Source organism: Arachidicoccus terrestris, assembly GCF_020042345.1.
GTDB lineage: Bacteria > Bacteroidota > Bacteroidia > Chitinophagales > Chitinophagaceae > Arachidicoccus > Arachidicoccus terrestris.
In genome coordinates this window covers 1,917,018-1,936,833 of record NZ_CP083387.1, presented here as the reverse complement: position 1 = coordinate 1,936,833, position 19,816 = coordinate 1,917,018, and the positions used below count along the sequence as shown (strand labels likewise).

Here is a 19,816-nt window from a genome sequence, read left to right as displayed (position 1 = left end):
GCTGATACAAACTAAATCAGTTCTGTGATTTATCAGTCGGTACTGAATTGGCCGGTTGAACTTGAAGTAGATCTGACAGGTTGATAAATAATTTATTTTATGAAGTTTCACCATAGGTTTATTTTGCGGATTTCCTTTATTTCCGCGCTGGGCGGCTATCTTTTTGGGTTTGATTTTGCGGTGATATCCGGCGCGCTGCCTTTTTTACAACAACAATTCAATCTGGATCCCACATGGGAGGGGTTTGCTACAGGTTGCCTGGCTTTGGGGGCGATTGTAGGCTGTCTTGCGGCGGGCAGGGTCTCTGAACGATATGGCAGACGCCCCGGAATGTTGCTGGCCGCCGGTATTTTTGCAATATCTTCTCTGGCAATGGCGTTTTCTCCGGGGCGCCTTTTATTTGTGGTGGCCCGTTTTGTCGCAGGAGCAGGTGTAGGCATGGCATCGATGTTGTCTCCGATGTATATTGCAGAAATTGCCCCTGCCAAATATCGTGGCCGCATGGTGGCCATTAACCAGCTTACCGTGGTACTGGGCATTTTGATTACCAACCTTGTCAATTACTGGTTGAGAAACGAAGGCACGGATGCGTGGCGATGGATGTTTGGCCTGGGCGCGGTTCCGTCTTTGCTGTTTTGGGTGGGCGCTTATACTTTGCCGGAAAGCCCGAGATGGCTGATAAAAAAAGGGATGGAAGAGAAAGCCTCCATTATATTATCGAAAATTGGGACTGGGTCTTATGCCGGAGATACTGTTAAACAAATAAAGGGAGCTCTGGCAGGTTCATCTCATAAAACTAACTATAAATCATTATTGCAGAAATCTTTCATACCAATACTATTGATTGGAATAGGCCTTGCCGCCTTTCAGCAGTTTTGTGGCATTAATACAGTTTTTAATTATGCGCCAAAAATTTTTGAAAGTATCGGTGCCTCTCAGGATGATCAGTTATTACAGACTGTTTTTATTGGTGGTGTGAACCTTGCTTTTACAATACTCGCCATGGTATTTGTTGACCGGGTCGGGCGTAAACCATTGATGCTTCTTGGTGCCGGAGGATTAGCCATTCTGTATATTTTGATTGTCCAATTGTTAGGAGCCGGCTCAGCGCAGGTTTCCTGGCTATTATTAGCTGCTATTGGCATTTATGCGATGTCTTTGGCGCCTGTCACATGGGTCCTGATCTCAGAGATCTTTCCTACAGGCATTCGTGATGCAGGGATTTCCGTTGCGGTGATAGGATTATGGGTGGCCTACTTTATCCTGGTTTTCACCTTCCCTATACTATTTGAATATCTAAAGGATAATACGTTTTATATCTATGCCTGTGTATGCACATTGGGGTTCCTATTTGTTTTATATAAGGTAAAAGAAACCAAAGGCAAGACGTTAGAAGAGCTTGATGAAAATTTAATCAGACATTAATCGAAAGAAATTATGGAGCGCGAAAATGTAAAAGTATGGAAGGAAGTCGTTTCCATTCCTACTTATGGAGTGGGCAAGCCCGAAAAGAACCCTATGTTCTTCGAGAAAAGAGTGTATCAGGGTAGCAGCGGCGTCGTATACCCTAATGCGATTATTGAAAAGATTCTGGATATACGGCAAGACGAACAATATATGGGTCTTTTCCTGGAGAATGAATATATCAAAGTAATGATCTTGCCGGAGTTGGGGGGCAGGATTCAAATGGCTTATGATAAGATCGGACAGCGGCATTTCATCTATTATAATCAGGTGATTAAGCCTGCATTAGTGGGCCTGACGGGGCCCTGGATCTCGGGAGGTATAGAGTTTAACTGGCCGCAACATCACCGGCCCAGTACTTTCGAGCCAGTCGACTTTGAAATCGGTGATGGACCGGAAGGCAGTAAAGTGGTATACATAAACGAGGTAGAGAAAATGTTTCATACGAAGGCCATGATTGCCTTTACACTTTATCCGGGAAAGGCCTATATCGAAGTTAATGCTACCTTATACAATAGGTCTGCGCTTCCCCAGACGTTTCTCTGGTGGGCAAATCCTGCCGTAAAGGTGAATGATTTCTATCAGTCTGTTTTCCCATCTGATGTTAATGCCGTATTTGATCATGGCAAGCGTGACGTTTCGGATTTTCCGATAGCTACAGGCACCTATTATAAAGTAGATTACAGTCCGGGTACAGATATTTCTTTTTATAAAAATATCCCCGTGCCGACCTCCTATATGGCAGTGAACTCTGCTTATGATTTTGTGGGAGGATATGAGCATGACACCGGTGGCGGTCTGTTGCATGTAGCAGATCATCACGTTTCTCCCGGAAAAAAGCAGTGGACATGGGGGCATAGTGATTTTGGACAGGCCTGGGACAGGAATTTAACCGATGAAGACGGGCCATATATTGAGCTGATGACCGGTATGTATACAGACAATCAGCCGGACTTTACGTGGATCATGCCTTATGAATCCAAAACGTTCAGCCAGTATTTTCTGCCATATAGGGAGCTGGGGCTGATTAAGAATGCCTCTAAAGATATTTTACTGGCGGTAGAAGCACAGGAGGGTCAAGTGACGATTAAGCTATTTGCCACTTCGCGGCAGTCAGGTCTTCAGGTGCGGGTCAACTATAATGGCACAGGAAAGTTGGAAACATCTATTGACCTCGATCCGACAGCTATTTTCGAACAGACGGTTTTGATCGATGGCCTTTATGAGGAGGATCAGGTGGAAGTGTACGTCAGAAACAGCGGAGGCCGCATTGTGCTCAGGTATTTACCCGCGGAAAACAATAAAAAGCCGCTGCCGGAGGCCGCGAAAGCTGCGCTTCCTCCTAAGGAAGTTCAGTCAACAGAGCAATTGTTTCTTACCGGTCAGCATCTGGAACAATACCGGCACGCCACTTACAGCCCGGTCCCGTATTATGAGGAGGCTTTACGCCGGGAGCCCACCGACATCAGAAACAACACAGCTTTAGGCGTTTGGTATCTGAGGCGCGGCCGTTTTGCGCAGAGTTTACCTTATTTTGAGACGGCGATCCGGACGATTACCACGCGTAACCCTAATCCCTATGATGGCGAACCTTACTATCATCTTGGCCTGGCGCTTCGCTATCTGAACCGGTACAATGAGGCATACGATGCTTTTTTTAAGGCTACATGGAATAAGGCATGGAAAGATGCCGGTTATTTTTCCGTAGCGCAGATAGATATGTTACGTGGTGAATATGAACTTGCCGCTGACCATCTGAGCCTGGCTGTCGACTTTAATGCGGGTCATAGCAAAGCCTATACACTTCTGGCCGTAGCATTAAGAAAACAAGGTCTGTTTGAGAAAGCAGAAGAAGTTGTAGTAACCGCACTGGAAAAAGACTTATTTAATCTGGGTGTGAGGTTTGAGTATATAGCCTTGTTAAAAGACATGGGGCATATGGCTGAGGCCGCCGCACAGTCAGAGCAGCTTTGGCAATTATCCAGGGGGGATGATCGGAACTTTATTGAATACGGCCTTGACCTTATGGACGCCGGCTTACACAAAGAAGCAATCGACCTTTTTGCGATATTTGAACAGCATAACGGACCGGATATGAATCCCATGATCTATTATTATCTGGGTTGGAGTTATGCGCGGTTAGCATCAGAAGAAAATTCAGCCAGGCAGGCCCGTTCTTACTATGCAAAGGCCGCTGCGGCCAATTCATATCTCTGTTTCCCGAATCGCTTACAGGACATCCTTATTTTGGAATATGCGCTGAAGCAGAACCCGCAGGATGGGAAGGCCGCTTACTATTTAGGTAATTTATTTTATGATAAACGGCAATATGAAAAGGCCATAGACTATTGGTTATTGTCTGCCAGAATCGATCCTGATTTTCCTACTGTGCAGCGTAATCTGGGTATCGCCTTTTTTAATAAACGCAAGGATTCCCTAAAGGCTAAAGTGTATTTTGAAAGGGCCTTTCAGCTGGACCAGACAGATGCGAGGGTGTTTATGGAACTGGACCAACTTTACAAAAGACTGAATACACCGGTTGAAGAGCGACTTGGGTGGCTCATTAAACACCTTTCGCTGACCCGGCAGCGCGATGACACATATCTGGAGTATATTACTTTATTGAATCTTACGGGTGAATTTAAAAAGGCCGGTGACATGTTGCTTGCCCGGAAATTTCATCCCTGGGAAGGGGGTGAAGGAAAGGTGTCCGGTCAGTATGTATTGTCTATGGTCGAACAGGCAAAACAATGTATATGTAATGGAGATGCTGGTGCTGCTATTAAGTTACTTGAGGCTGCTCAGGTATACCCACATAACTTAGGAGAAGGGAAGCTGTATGGAGCTCTGGAAAATGATATTTTTTACTGGCTGGGCGTGGCCTATGAAAAAGCCGGAAGCCACGACATGGCGGACAAATATTATCAGGCTGCAACGAAGGGAAATGTCACACTGGCTAATGCGATGTATTATAATGATCAGCAGCCGGACAAGATATTCTACCAGGGACTCGCCTGGAGGAAATTGGGTAATAACGCAAAGGCGAAACAGTTATTTAATCAGTTGGTAAACCATGGAAGGGAACACGAGCACGAACAGGTGTCCATTGAGTATTTTGCGGTTTCCTTGCCCAATCTGTTAATTTTTGAAGATGACCTTTCTTTAAGGAACCGGCTGAATTGCCTTTACTTAAAAGGGCTGGGTTATCTGGGGCTCAAAGAATTCGGAAAAGCAGAAAGTTGTTTTAGAGAGGTTTTAAAGAATGATAATACCCATATGGGCGCCTTCATTCATACGACCTTATTAAAGTATTTAGATTTACTTGTGTAGCGTATGGTTTTAAGGCAGTCCTTAGTTCTTTTTTGATAAAGCTGCAAGAAATTAATGATCTGAAGAAATGCCGGCGGCCGGCGTAATCCTTTTACACATAAGATACTGTATTCGCCACCCGGTTGTATTTAAAGGGCCCTCTCTGTTTGTTGCATATACCGGGAATACAAGCGGCGGTGGCAAAGGTTTTTATTGTTGACAGGGGTCTGGGTCATTATCACCTATGGAAGAATCAGATTCCTTTGATATGTAAACGTTTAAAAGCAATGCCTGCACTTTATGCTTATGCATAAAGTGCAGGCATTGCTATCTGGTACATTATCGCCGGATTTTTTGCTTGCATAGAATTATCCATGAAAATAGGGGAATTTACTATTCCCATAGAGAAACGTTAAAGATAGCTTTGTATTCAAATAATACTATAACATTTTCTTGGCTTTATGTGTGTGCTTGTTGAGAGATCTGCCTACTAGAACCGATGAGGGCCGAATGATGTTTTTGATTGAATAACGGCTTATCAAACTGACTATAATTTCAAGGAAAAATCGACTGATAAAATAGAAAATGGTGCCGTTTTTACAGGGCGGCATCGGACTGTTTCAAAAAATAGACATAAAGACTTCGGGGTTAAAATTCTGATGGCTGATTCGACACTTTTAAGCATTGGCTATTGGCCGTTTTCACCGACTATAATTCAAGTTTAATATTTAAAATCATTGACTATGAGCATTGGTTTACATAAGCTTAAGCAAATTTTGGGTGTGGTTGCTTTTTGCCTGCTGTTATTGGGATCTGCTTATCAGGTGTCTGCCCAGAGCAGAAAAAGTTTTATCGGAACTGTTTTAGACAGCGCTACATCCACGCCTTTAAATGGCGTGACCATCCAGATTAAGGGAACAAGGCAAGGCACTTCTACTGACAGGCAGGGGCATTTTACATTAGACCTGCCTGATAACAGTACGACTTTACAGTTCTCTTATATTGGCTTTCAGCCCGTTGAAGCCATGGTGCAAAAAGGTAAGCCGGTCACTGTTCTACTGACGCCTTTAAGAGATTCATCCGCAGATGTGGTAGTGGTTGCTTATGGGCAACAAAAGAAAAGCAGCATGGTGGCGTCCATAACGACATTGAATCCCAAGGAACTGAGGGGTGCTACCAGCAATGTCACTCAGATGCTCGCCGGCCGGATTGCAGGTGTCATTTCCTACCAGCAAAGCGGTGCTCCGGGCGCGGATAACGCTTCGTTTTTTATTCGGGGGGTAAGCTCTTTTGGCGCCGGTAAGGTCAATCCGCTTATTTTAATCGATGGGATGGAGTCAACTAATAATGATCTGGCAAGGTTGCAACCGGATGATATTTCAGGTTTTTCAGTCCTGAAAGATGCCGCAGCCTCCTCGCTTTATGGCGCAAGAGGGGCCAACGGTGTTATTTTGGTGACCACCAGAAAGGGTATACAGGGGAAAACGAAATTTAATGTCCGCCTGGAGTCCCCCATTTCTACAAATACGCAAAATTTTAAATTCGCCGATAACATCACTTATATGAACCTTGCCAATGAAGCAGTATTGACAAGGGATCCGCTGGGAACTCTTCCCTATACGCAGGATAAGATTGATCATACTGCTGCAGGCGATGACCCCATTCGGTACCCTAATAATAATTGGATCGACCAGCTGATTAAAGATTATACCGTCAATCAGAAATACAATATTAACGCCAGCGGTGGTGGCAGGGTCGCCCAATATTACATCTCCGGGACCTATAATGTGGATAACGGTGTCTTGAAAAACCTGTCAAGCAACTCTTTTGATAATAATATCCGGCTGGGTAATTATAATGTGCGTTCCAACGTAACAATCAATGTGACCCGTTCAACCAAAGCCACGGTCAGGACATACGCTCAATTTGACCAGTACAGCGGACCGAGAGGGTATATAGATGAAAATCAAAATTATGTAAATGGGGGACAGGCGGTATTTAACAATGCCATCTGGTCAAATCCGGTCATGTTTCCGGCTTACTATCCTTCCAGCTATGATCCCCTGGCCAATCATCCTTTATTCGGGAATGCCTTTATTGGCAACACCACTTCATTATACAGTAATCCTTTCGCCAATATGGTCTCCGGATATGATCAGTATAACGCCTCTACCGTTAACGTGCAGCTGGAACTGAGCCAGGATCTCGATTTTCTGACCAAAGGTCTGTCTACAAGGTTTATGACTTATACCCAGCGGTATAATTATTTTATTCTGACCAGGAATTATAACCCATTCTATTATACTTTATTCCCGGATGCCAACGGGGAGCTCAGTGTTCTTTCTCTGCTGAACCCGGGTAGCGGAACAGAGTATCTCAATTATAAGGAAGGCGCTAAGATCGTAAAGTCCGTCACCTATGCAGAATGGGCAGCAAACTACAACCGAACTTTTAATGAGAAGCATGCTGTCGGGGGAATGCTCATCGGTATTTTACAAAATAGGTTAACGGCCAATGCGGGCGATTTGCAGGGTTCCTTGCCTGCCCGCAATCTCGGCCTTTCCGGTAGATTTACCTATGCGTATGATGACCGTTATCTGGCAGAGTTTGATTTTGGCTACAATGGATCTGAACGTTTCGCAGCTAATCACCGCTTTGGTTTCTTCCCTTCCATTGGCTTGGGATGGCATGTTTCTAATGAGCACTTTTTTGAATCATTAAAAGACGTTGTTACCAATTTAAAGTTCAGGATGACCTATGGTCTGGTAGGCAATGACCAGATCGGTAGGGATCAGGACCGCTTCTTCTATCTGTCTAATGTAAATGCCCATGATGATAACCGTGGTTATCATTGGGGACTGGATCAGAGCCATTTTGTGACCGGCTATTCGATTTCACGATATGCGAATGAAGAGATCACCTGGGAAAAATCCAGACAGCTTAACTATGGCATGGACCTCTCGCTGAAAGGCGGAATTGACCTCACCGTAGACGGTTATCATTCCGTCCGCTCCAATATTTTAATGCAAAGGTCAACTATCCCCTCCACTACCGGATTGGAAGCCCCGGCTTACGCAAATGTCGGTGAAGCAACCGCCGATGGGGTGGACATCGGGATTAACTATAATAAGAACTTTTCCCCGGACGTGTGGATGCAGGCGCGCGCAAATATGACATACGCCACCACCAAATATTTAAAATACGAAGAACCGAACTATCCCGCCAATGAGTCCTATCTCTCCAAAATCGGGCAGCCGATCAGTCAGTGGTACGGCCTGATCGCCGAGCGTCTGTTCGTAGATGATAACGAGGCCCGGAACTCTCCGGTACAGAGTTTTGGCGGCAACCCTCCTGTGGGCGGCGATATAAAATACAGGGATGTCAATGGTGATGGCCAGATCACTGATCTGGATATGGTACCGATCGGCTATCCCACGGTACCTGAGATAACTTATGGATTTGGCTTCTCTTTTGGTTATAAGTCTTTTGATATCAGTGCTTTTTTCCAGGGGAATGCACGCGTGTCATTTTTTATCAGTCCGGATAATATCTCTCCGTTTGTTCTCAATGGCGGAAGCCAGAATGGCTTGCTGGATGTTATTGCCAGAGACCACTGGTCAGAAGCCAATCAGGATCTGCACGCCTTCTGGCCCAGGCTGGATGACCAGTTTAATAAAAATAATGACCAGGTATCCACCTGGTGGTTGCAGGACGGTACTTTCCTTAGGTTTAAAACCCTGGAAATCGGCTATACCCTGCCTAAGCAACTTCTTTCGAAAATGCGTTTCTCCAGTTTCAGGGTCTATCTCAACGCCCAGAACCTGGGGGTGATCAGCAAATTTAAATTATGGGACCCGGAAATGGGCGGAAATGGGTTAGGCTACCCATTACAAAAGCTCTATAACCTGGGGATCAATTTCGGATTTTAACTATTTGACCTGAATTCATAAAATCTAAGTGATGAGTATAAAGTATAATTATCCGGCAATCTTAGTAGCTATCATAGTGGTGAGCCTGTCAGCTTGTCAAAAGAGTTATCTGGATGTGGTTCCCGATAATGTTGCGACACTTGATAATGCCTTTACGATGCGCTCGGAGGCGGAAAAGTATCTGGCGACCTGTTATTCCTTTTTAGGGCAGGACGGGGACCCGCAACAAAATGTTGCCTACCTGGCCGGTGACGAGTTTTGGTTACAGTATCCGCCCAGGGCGATCAACGCCAATAACTGGCAGATCGCACGCGGCAATCAGAATGTCGTTAATCCTTATGTGGGTATATGGGGGACGGAGTATCAGGCGATACGCATTTGCAATACGTTTTTGGAAAAAATACAGGATCCCGGAACGGTACGCGACCTTAGTATTGATGAGCGGACAAGATGGATCGGAGAAGTGATGTTTTTGAAAGCTTATTATCACTTTATGCTGTTCCGTCAATACGGCCCCATCGCTATTGTCGATAAGAACCTGCCTATTAATGCGCCGCTGGAACAAACGAAAGTAAAAAGGCAACCGGTTGATTCTGTTGTCAATTATATTGCGAATCTGATGGATTCAGCTGCTACGCGGCTCCCCTTCTCTGTGATCAATCCGGCAACGGATTACGGTCATATTACCAGGCCGATCGCATTAAGTATGCGGGCGAAGGTGTTGGTGTATGGAGCCAGTCCGTTATTTAACGGTAACACGGATTACGCTAACTTTAAAAATAAAGATGGTCAACAGCTGGTCAATACTGTTTTCAGCATCGATAAATGGAAGAAAGCCGCACGGGCAGGCAAAGAAGCGATAGAAGCATGCGAAGAAGCAGGCATATCCCTGTACCGTTTTATCAACACAACCGGCTACCCTCTGTCTGATGAGACGATGACACAAATGAGTATCCGTAATGCGGTCTGTGAAAAATGGAATCAGGAATGGATCTGGGGGAATGCGAATGCTTCCACCTGGCAGCTGCAGTATTCCTCCATGGCGCACATTGATCCCAACAATTCCGGTAACTCAAGCATCTACGGTGTACTCGGTCCCACCATGGCAGTGGTGCGGCAATTTTATACCAAGAACGGTGTCCCTATTACTGAGGATAAAACCCTGGACTATTCTAATATCGCTTCGCTGCGTACCGGCACCCATGAGGAAAGATTTAATATTATTGAAGGATATCAGACGGCCAGGATTAATTTTGACAGAGAGCCAAGATATTATGCAGATCTGGGCTTTGATGGCGGGGTGTGGTATATGCAAAACAGTCCGAGCCACACGGATGAAAACACCTGGAACCTGCAGGAAAGGCTGGGGCAGTTCGGAGCGGGGGTAGGGGCCACCGTCACGACCTATTATCCCAAAAAGCTCGTCAACTGGAAGTTTACATTTAACGGAGATAATAGTAGCCATATTGAGGACTATCCCTTTCCGAAAATGAGACTGGCAGATTTATATCTGTTATATGCCGAGGCTGAAAACGAAGCTGAAGGACCGTCCGGCGAAGTCTATAAATACCTCAATCTCATCAGGGATAGAGCGGGCCTGCCTACCGTTGAGGATAGCTGGGATACTTATTCCAACAATCCGACCGAATATAAAAACAAAGAGGGGTTACGTACGATCATCAGATCTGAAAGGAATATTGAAATGGCATTTGAGGGCAGCCGTTTCTGGGATTTAAGGCGGTGGAAAATGGCGGCACAGGTACTCAATAATAATATCATGGGATGGGACGCTTCCGGGACAGCAGAACACCCCGAACTGTTTTATAAGCTGACTACCTATTTCTCGATGCACTTTGTAGCGCCCAGAGATTATCTGTGGCCACTTTCCGAAGGAGATCTGAAAGTGAATGAGAATCTGGTACAGAATCCCGGATGGGGAAAATAACATGGGATGATTATAGATGTTGTACCAGCCACAGAGATCATCTGATTCATTTTTTATCTGACAGCACTAAGCATAGAATCATTTAAAATACGGTTATGAATACTTTTAAAACGTGCAATTTTATTTTGGCCTGCTGCCTGTTTTTACTCTTATTGGCAGGTTGCAAAAAACAGGATATCAATGGACTGGTTGAGCATAACGCAACACCGCCGGGTAAGGTCACCAACATTCATGTGATCAATAAAAATGGAGCGGCTGTGATCAGTTATACCGCTCCGCCTGACAAAGACCTGCTTTATATAAAAGCGATCTATACCTTGTCGTCCGGCGACGTCAGGACGGTGAAATCTTCCTACTATAGCAACCAGCTGCTGGTAGACGGATTTAATGATACGCTCAAACATGAAATTAAACTTTACTCGGTCAATCGCAGCGAGGTGGCTTCTGACCCTGTCTCCATAGATGTTCAGCCGCTGATATCTCCTATTCAGATCGCTTACAGGAATCTGAATGTGGCCGCTACTGCAGGTGGGGTTCGGATAAAATCTCTGAATCCGTTCCGTTCGGATCTGGTGATTGTTCCCCTGATCGATTCCCTCGGGAATGGCAAATGGGAAGCGCTCAATAATATTTACACCAGTGATTCACTGATTGCGACCAGTATCAGAGGCCTTGCCCCGGTGGAGAGGAAGTTCGCCTTCTATATCCGGGACCGGTGGTTAAATCGTACCGATACTTTATTTGCCAGCCTGACACCCAAAAAAGAGATCCTGATGGATAAAAGTAAATTTTCGGTATTTCAGTGTGACAATGATGCCAAATACTCCTATGGCACACACTTAGATCTTATGTGGAATAATAACCCGGATCCCAATCAATGGCCCTGCGTCAATACAGATATCAGCTCAGGCGTGCCTGCCGTTATTACCTGGGCCGTCGGTGAGCAGCCCATTAAGCTGACCCGGTTTAACTTATTGACACGCCAGCAAAACAATGCGGACGGATCACCCACCTATTTTGCGGACGGCAGCCCAAAATTATTTGAGGTATATGGATCCAATAATCCTTCTCACAGTGGCGACTGGTCGGAATGGACCAAGATTCTTACCTGTCAGGTCATTAAGCCTTCAGGATTACCTCTCGGACAGGGAACGAATGCGGACGTTATTGCCGGGCGTGCGGGCTTTAGTTTCGATTTTAATGAAGATACGCCGCCCTATAAATATCTGCGCATAAAATGTCTGCAGAACTGGATGGGCTCCTATTTTATTGTTATCGAGCAGATCAACATATGGGGGACAGAAGATTGACGCCTTCCCTTATTACGATAACGAAGGCGATATATTAAAAACATAATTATGAAAATAAAATACATCAAGTCGGTACTGTTGATTCTTGCAGCGGGTATGGCCGGTACAATTTTTTCCTGCACCAAGATGGATGAATACAAAAAATATGAAGCAGACGGAGAAATTCAGTATCCGGGCATATTTGACTCGCTGAAGGTAATACCCGGGCGTAACCGCGCACTGGTGACCGGTGTGTTGTTGTCAGACCCTAAGGTGGTTAAATACCGGATATTCTGGAATGGCGGATTAGATTCACTTGAGGCGCCGCTTAAACGATCCGGTTCTGTAGATACTTTATCTCAAATTGTCAATAATTTACCGGAAGGACCTATAACATTTGAGATTCATACGTATGATGCGAATGGAAATAAGTCGATTCCTATGACAGTTTCAGGGACTATCTACGGCGATAATTTTCAGTCTTCCATTAATCTGAGAGGAAACCGGGAGGTGCTGGGTTCCGGCTTATCAGTTGACGGCGCGGTAAGGCTTATCTGGGCAGATGTCGAGCCCTATGTAGGGGTTGTCGGAATGAAGATCAGTTATTCTGATGTAATGGATATGGAAAGAGATACGATCGTGCCGGTACAGCTATCTGATCAGGTGACTTTATTGCCCGATGCCAGCATTCAGAAGCCTATTACTTACCATACTTTATTCATTCCCGATGCCTATGGTATTGATACCCTGACGATCGGGGCCTCCCAGGCGCCCGAGGTCTCTGAGGTATCCCTGCTGAATAATGTTCACCCGGTAAAAGTTGCTGAGAGTGATGGAAGCAGATGGGCCAATCTGCTGGACTGGACGGCCAATGACCAGCTTAAGAACCATAATGGATATGGAGGTACCGATATTTCCGGGGGCTCTGATTATAAGATATTTTTTGAAGCAGGTTATGGGGCGCCCGCGATTGTAGATGGCAAACTATATCAAAAGGTTACTTTGCCTCCAGGTAAATATACCTTTGACGGCTCGATTGACTGGTGGAATAATGGTGGCCAGAATCAGGTGTATCTGGTCGCAGCCAAGGGAGAAGGATTGCCTGATACGAATGAATTGGCAACGGCGATCGGTTATAAAATGGTGGATAACGGATCAGATGTACAGTTTTCTTTTGAATTGAGTCAGAAGACGACACTTTCTCTGGGCTGCCTGGTTAATCTGGGAGACAACGGGAATTCTATGCGTTTCAACAGCCTCAGGCTATATATAAATCGCTGATAGAAGGTGGTGACAGGCCGCTTGCCGGTAATCAGCGAAATATTATGTTCTTGGCTGAGTAGTGAATATGTAATCAAAATCAAGGATAGTGGTTTTATTTTGCCTGCAAAGCAGGCAAAATTTTTTAGGCTGCCCGTTACTCCAATGAGGTAAAATCATAATACCTTAACCTCCAGCGAATACAGTTTGATGAACCTGTCTTACTCTGGGCCAGACTGATGGGAACGGAGGTATTTGATGCCGGCAGTCAAAGAACGGGTGTTTATCTTTTCGTACATAGCTTAAAGGGGAGCGATGAGGGCTGGTCTGTTTTACTTATTAATACCACCCCGAAGCCGGTTACTGTTGGTATTCCGGCCACCGGCAGACAGTACATATTGACCTTAGACAGCTACAATATTAAACTAAACGGGTACGTACTGAAGATGACCGAAAAAGAGCAATTGCCAATGATTGCAGGAATGCACATGGAAAAAGGGGCAATAGAGCTGCCTGGTCGGAGTGCCGGTTTTCTGACATTTAGCAGATGACGATATTGTTGTGGGCGGGTTTTGGTTTTTGTGGCGGGATGCGAACTGTTTTAGATGGCACAAAGGCTGGATACAGGTGTTGTAATCAGATCGGCCGCTTCTGCGAGTTGCATTTTTTAGTTTGACAATTTGGATATTCCCATGATAAGGATTTTATGAATTAAAAAACTCGGTGCTTCAAATGTTTTCTTTACATTTGACAGGTATAGAATAGTACAGATGCTTTTATCGGGGATGGAGCAACAGAATGAAACACCATATATGAAGGAGAGGGTACGTTTCAAAAAGGCCTCTTTTGCAAACTAATTTAACCATGCGATCAATGAAAAAGGTTTTTGAAGAGTTTCATAAACTGAGTGGCGTGTTGGATATTTCTAAACATGAACAGTTTATTCAGGGTATTTTAAATGCTATCCATAATAAGTCGCTTGTACAGGGGGATAAGTTACCTTCTGTCAATGAGTTTATGAAAGAGACGAATTTTGCCCGGGAAACGATTGCTAAAGGCTATAAAGAATTAATCCGCAGAGGTGTTGTTGAATCCAAAAACAGGATTGGTTTTTTTGTGGCGAATAGTAACATACAGCAAGAGCTGAAGGTGGCACTTGTTCTGTTTGCTTTTGACACGTTTCAGGAGACGTTCTATAAAACATTCCGGGCAAATGTGAGCGACAATGTTCAGATTGACGTATTCTTCCACCATAACAATATCGTAATCTTTGAGAATATAATAGCCACCATTCGCGGTAAATACGGAATGTATGTTGTTGCTCCGATACCCCATAAAAAGACCGCCGGAATTTTGTTGACACTGCCAAGGGATAAGTTTTTAATGATCGACCGACATGAAAAACTTGGGACAGATTTTAATTTTGTAACGCAGGAATTTAAAAAGTCCAGTTATACAGCTTTTGCGCAACTGGCGGATACGATCGCAAGTTTTAAAATGATGCATTATTATCATCGGCCGCAGTCCGATACACCTATAGAGATCTTAAGTGCATTTAAAAAGTTTGTACGGGATTTTAGAATCCGCAATGAGATTTGTCCCGAGTACATTCCGGGATCGATACAAAAAGGCCATGTATATTTTACGATAAATAATACGGAGCTCTGGGCGATGTTAAAGGACTGTAAGGTACAGCATCTGGTTATTGGAAAGGACGTCGGCATATTGTCGCATAATGATGATATCGTTAAAGAAATTATCTGTGACGGAATAACAACATATTCCACTGATTTTCCGCTGATGGCAAAGAAGGCCGCTGAATTTGTCATCCACCGTGAGCCTATTCACGAGACGATTCCTACAGTATTAATCAGACGGAACTCATTATAGTATAAGAGCATTCATCCTTTTAAAAATCTTTTCCGCATCTGGCGGGCCGGCTACATAGGAGGGCGTGTTGTTATATTAAGGGTACGACACCCTTGCAGGTTTCTGGCCATAGATATAATGCCTTCCGGGACTTACTTACGCCGTTGAGTACCATTTGGCCGGATAAGCAGGCTTTTATCACATATTTAAAGTGTTTGACAATGAGGGCGAGCATTTGTTTTGTTATTTTATTGCAATGGCTTCTGTTTTTTGCAACGGCGGCAACTGCACAAATACGCGTAGCAAGGATTTTTAGCGACAATATGGTTTTACAGCGTGATCAGCCGGTAAAGATCTGGGGCTGGGCCGACAGCCATGAACCGGTAAAGGTTGATTTTAATGGCCAACATGCAATCGGTATGGCTGACGAAAATGGCAGGTGGGCAGTATTGCTTAGGCCCATGTGCTATGGCGGCCCACATATCATGACCATATCTGGTACAAGAGATACCATTGTCTACCACAACATTTTGCTGGGAGATGTATGGTTGTGCGGCGGTCAGTCTAATATGGAGTTTCCTGTTTCCGGCTGGGCAAAAGTCAATCGTTCAAAACAGGAGATCGCTCAGGCAGATCATCCGGAGATAAGACTGTTTACTGTTGGCCGGGCGATGAATTATCTGCCTGCTGCAGATATACAATCCGGAGAATGGAATGTGTGCACGCCGGAAAACATACCTTCGTTTTCGGCAGTTGCTTATTTTTTCGGAAGAAAATTAAACAGGGATCTGCATGTTCCGGTAGGCCTGATCAGTGCTAACTGGGGAGGCACACTGATCCAGGACTGGATCGGCTGGGATGTCATCGGAAAGCTGCCCGCATATAAGGGTTTTGATCCAAAAGACTCTGTAGCTATTGAAAGCAGGATGCAAACTGCCAAAATGAGATATGACAGCGCGATGGCCAGGGATGCAGGTGAGCTGAATAGCTGGTTTCAGCTAGAGACCGATACCGCCGCCTGGCAAGAGACAATCGTGCCTGAAGACTGGTCACACGCCCCCTGGCACGACGCTACGGGAACTGTCTGGTATAGGAAAGAAATTAGTCTTACAGCTGATCAGGCCGCTAAAGGCGCTGTCTTGGATTTAGGTGTTATTGACGACAAGGATGTTACTTATGTAAACGGCGTTCGGGTCGGCCAAACCGGCAATTGGTATAGTGCCAGGCATTATCACTTGCCTGCGGGGACTATGAAAGCGGGGCGCAATGTGATAGCTGTTAAGCTGACCAATGCGGATGGGGGCGGCGGATTCGTGAAGGACGGTCACAGTCCGGTTCTGGTATGGGGTGGTAAGGATTCTATGCCCCTTTCCGGAAGGTGGCGGGCCAGGCCTTCTGTACTGAGTACACAGTTTAATGTTCATTTTAAAGGGCCTAATACGTTTGCTTCCCAACTTTATAATGGTATGATAGCGCCACTGAACAGGTTTTCGATTAAAGGGGTTATCTGGTATCAGGGGGAACAGAACACGAACTCCTATGCGGATTCGAAACAGTATGGCCAATTATTTAAGATGCTCATTAAGGATTGGAGAAGAAAGCGTAAATCAGTGTTTCCGTTTCTATGGGTTCAGCTGGCAAACTTTGATCCGGGAAATACAGACGATTTACATAGCCATTGGGCCCTGGTAAGGGAGGGACAACATCAGGCACTGGCATTACCCAATACGGGTGAGGCCGTCGCCATCGATCTGGGAGAATCGAAAAATATTCATCCGACAAATAAACAGGACGTAGGTTACCGTCTGGCGCTTTCTGCTTTGAAGGTGGCCTATCTGAAGGACAGCGTCTGCTCCGGGCCGGTTCTTCAATCGATGAAGAGAAAAGGGAGGAAACTCGTTCTGACATTTTCTGAAATAGGTAGCGGACTCATATCAAAAGGTAATGCCCGTGGTGTGGTGCATGGATTCGTTGTTGCAGGCCGTGATGGCGGATTTGTTCCGGCGGATGCTTTGATAAAACATGGGAAGGTGTTGGTCAGCAGCAGAAAGGTTAAGAGGCCTGTTGCGGTGCGCTATGGCTGGGAAGATGATCCTGAAGGACTTAATTTATATAATAAAAAAGGGTTACCGGCATCTCCGTTCAGAACGGACAACGGTAGCTTTTCAGGCGCGTTCGCCCGAAAATAGTACAGGAGAATAGTAGAATTCTCTATTTTCCGCCGTTTCTCAATACGATATTTTTGTATGTCACATTAGAACAGGTGTAACCGGTCTGGCGGTACTTGTACATCTTTAAACTGAAAAAAGTGATTAAAGGATTAAAAGGAATCAGAAAGGCAGGATTGACGGTGGTTTTGTGGCATCTTGCCTGCTCATTTGCCGGTGCGCAGGCGCCTAAATTAGGCATATGGTTTGACCAGCCCGCCGGGCAATGGGAACAGACGCTGCCCCTGGGTAATGGCCGTCTCGGTATGACCCCGGACGGCGGTGTTGATACAGAGCATATTGTTTTAAACGACATAACCCTATGGTCGGGAGCGGAGCAGGATGCTAATAATTATAACGCATATACCTATCTGCCCAAGATCCGAAAACTACTCTTTGCCGGTAAAAATGTGGAGGCCCAGGCTTTAGTCGATCAACACTTTATTTGCACCGGTAAGGGTTCGGCTTCTGTTCCTTTTGGATGTTACCAGGTTTTGGGGGACCTGAAGATCATTTTTGATTATGGCGGCGGCTACCGGCGGCCGGTGGAGACCTCCACTCAATACAAACACTATAGCCGTTCATTAGATTTACAAAAGGCAGTTGCCGACTGCAGTTTTGAGTTAAACGGGGTACACTATCGGCGGGAGTATTTTTGCAGTTTTGCGGATGATGTGAATGTGATTCGGTTGACTGCGGATAGAAAAGGAAAGATTAGTTGTAAAGTTACGGTCAGCCGGCAGGAAAAGGGCATCGTATCAAACGATAACGGGGTATTACAGATGCAGGGCCGTTTAGATAACGGAACAGACGGCCGGGGCATGCGCTATCTGGCAAGCGTAAAGGCGATACCTGATGGGGGAGAAATCACAGCAAGTGCAAAGGCTATAGAAGTAAAGGGTGCAAATTCAGTTTTGATATTTGTTTCTGCCGGAACGGATTACGAAGGTGCTGCTTTTAAACATGTTATAGATAGCCTGCTGAATCATGCCGCAAAGGTTCCTTATGCGACACAAAAACAGGCGCACATGGATGCCTTCCGTAAGTTATTTGACCGCGCTACCCTCCAGATCGGCGATTCGGCATCGGACAAGTATCTGTTGCCGATAGGTGAACGGCTGGCCGCCTTTCAGAAAGACCCTGATGCGGATAAGAACATGGCAGCCTTGTTTTTTCAGTTTGGCCGGTATCTGAGCATAAGCAGCACCAGAGTGGGGCTGCTTCCGCCAAACCTTCAGGGACTTTGGGCGAATCAGATACAGACGCCCTGGAACGGGGATTATCATTTAGACGTCAATGTGGAAATGAATCATTGGCCTTTGGATGTGGCGAATCTTTCTGAACTGGAGCTGCCGCTGGCGGATCTGGTTGAAAGAATGGTGTCACATGGCGAGAAGACAGCCAAGGCGTATTACAATGCCAGGGGCTGGGTGGCGCATGTTATTACAAATCCATGGTTATTTACGGAACCCGGCGAAAGCGCTTCCTGGGGCGTCACGAAGTCGGGTTCCGGATGGCTTTGTAATAATCTATGGCAGTATTATGCGTTTACGACGGACCGGGCCTATCTCAAGAAAATATACCCGGTATTAAAAGGCTCAGCCATTTTCTATAACGATATGCTTGTAAAAGATCCGGCAACAGGATGGTTGGTGACGTCTCCTTCTTCCTCACCGGAAAATAGTTTTTATTTGCCTAACGGAAAAACCGCCAGTATCTGTATGGGGCCTACCATCGATAATCAGATCATCCGCGAGCTCTTTGGCCATGTGATCACGGCGGCAAAGATATTGGATGTCGATCAGGCACTGCGGGATTCTTTAGCGGCGCGCCTGAAAGAGGTGCCGCCGGTGGCCCGGATCGCTCCCGACGGGCGTATCATGGAATGGCTGAAAGATTATAAGGAAACAGATCCCCATCACCGGCATGTCTCCCATTTATACGGGCTTTACCCGGCAGACCTGATTACGCCGGAAAAGACCCCCGAGCTTGCGACAGCGGCGGCCAAAACCCTTGAAGCACGCGGCGACGACGGGCCTGGCTGGTCGATCGCCTATAAAATGCTCTGGTGGGCCAGGCTATACAAGGGCAATCATGCGTTTAAATTGCTAAAAGATCTGCTGCGGCCTACCCTGGATACGCATATGAATTACGGCGCCGGCGGCGGCGTTTATCCCAATCTGTTTTCTGCCGGTCCGCCGTTCCAGATTGACGCTAATTTTGGAGGGGAAGCGGGTATTGCAGAAATGCTACTGCAAAGCCACGACGGGTTTATTAATCTTCTGCCGGCCCTGCCCGATTCGTGGGCGGTCAGCGGAAAAGTAACCGGCTTTAAGGCAAGAAGCAATTTTACGGTTGATTTTGAATGGAAAAAAGGAAAAGTGATCAATTATAATGTCTACAGTCCGAAGTCCCGGCCTGTCAGGATTAAAGTAAATGGGAGGATTAAAAATATTTGGTCTGAACAGCGATCAGGCAGTGTCGTCACTAAGCTATAATTGGCCCCGGGAGGCTTGCTGAAATCCGGCCGCATTCGTTTAGTTT

The 19,816-nt window shown here is 45.7% G+C and carries 10 protein-coding genes; all 10 read left to right on the top strand.

Annotated elements, in window-relative coordinates:
* Positions 1 to 99 precede the first annotated feature (99 nt).
* The 10 genes from K9M52_RS07790 to K9M52_RS07745 all read left to right on the top strand — a co-directional run bounded on the left by K9M52_RS07790 (position 100) and on the right by K9M52_RS07745 (position 19,770).
* Positions 100 to 1,425: a sugar porter family MFS transporter gene (locus tag K9M52_RS07790; protein ID WP_224071495.1), complete on the top strand. Its 1,326-nt coding sequence runs from the start codon at positions 100 to 102 to the stop codon at positions 1,423 to 1,425.
* 12 nt (positions 1,426 to 1,437) lie between these two features.
* Positions 1,438 to 4,794, top strand: a complete 3,357-nt coding sequence (locus tag K9M52_RS07785; RefSeq protein WP_224071494.1) for a DUF5107 domain-containing protein — start codon at positions 1,438 to 1,440, stop codon at positions 4,792 to 4,794.
* Between the two features lie 722 nt (positions 4,795 to 5,516).
* Complete coding sequence (locus K9M52_RS07780; RefSeq protein WP_224071493.1) at positions 5,517 to 8,702, top strand: SusC/RagA family TonB-linked outer membrane protein; 3,186 nt, start codon at positions 5,517 to 5,519, stop codon at positions 8,700 to 8,702.
* Between the two features lie 31 nt (positions 8,703 to 8,733).
* Entirely contained in the window at positions 8,734 to 10,647 is a 1,914-nt protein-coding gene (locus K9M52_RS07775; RefSeq protein ID WP_224071492.1) for a RagB/SusD family nutrient uptake outer membrane protein, read from the top strand.
* A 95-nt stretch (positions 10,648 to 10,742) separates the two neighbouring features.
* The gene (locus K9M52_RS07770; protein ID WP_224071491.1) at positions 10,743 to 11,957 is read left to right on the top strand and encodes a DUF4959 domain-containing protein; all 1,215 of its coding nucleotides are present in this window, start codon (positions 10,743 to 10,745) and stop codon (positions 11,955 to 11,957) included.
* 48 nt (positions 11,958 to 12,005) lie between these two features.
* Positions 12,006 to 13,217 (top strand): DUF4998 domain-containing protein, encoded by a 1,212-nt coding sequence (locus K9M52_RS07765; protein ID WP_224071490.1) that lies wholly within the window; start codon positions 12,006 to 12,008, stop codon positions 13,215 to 13,217.
* A 218-nt stretch (positions 13,218 to 13,435) separates the two neighbouring features.
* Positions 13,436 to 13,747: a hypothetical protein gene (locus K9M52_RS07760; protein ID WP_224071489.1), complete on the top strand. Its 312-nt coding sequence runs from the start codon at positions 13,436 to 13,438 to the stop codon at positions 13,745 to 13,747.
* A gap of 322 nt (positions 13,748 to 14,069) precedes the next feature.
* A complete protein-coding gene (locus K9M52_RS07755) occupies positions 14,070 to 15,086 on the top strand; it encodes a GntR family transcriptional regulator (protein ID WP_224071488.1) in 1,017 nt (338 codons plus the stop codon).
* Between the two features lie 200 nt (positions 15,087 to 15,286).
* Positions 15,287 to 17,254 (top strand): sialate O-acetylesterase, encoded by a 1,968-nt coding sequence (locus K9M52_RS07750; RefSeq protein WP_224071487.1) that lies wholly within the window; start codon positions 15,287 to 15,289, stop codon positions 17,252 to 17,254.
* Between the two features lie 119 nt (positions 17,255 to 17,373).
* Positions 17,374 to 19,770 carry a glycoside hydrolase family 95 protein gene (locus K9M52_RS07745; protein ID WP_224071486.1) on the top strand — a complete coding sequence of 799 codons (2,397 nt, stop codon included), beginning with the start codon at positions 17,374 to 17,376 and terminating at the stop codon, positions 19,768 to 19,770.
* Positions 19,771 to 19,816: the final 46 nt, after the last annotated feature.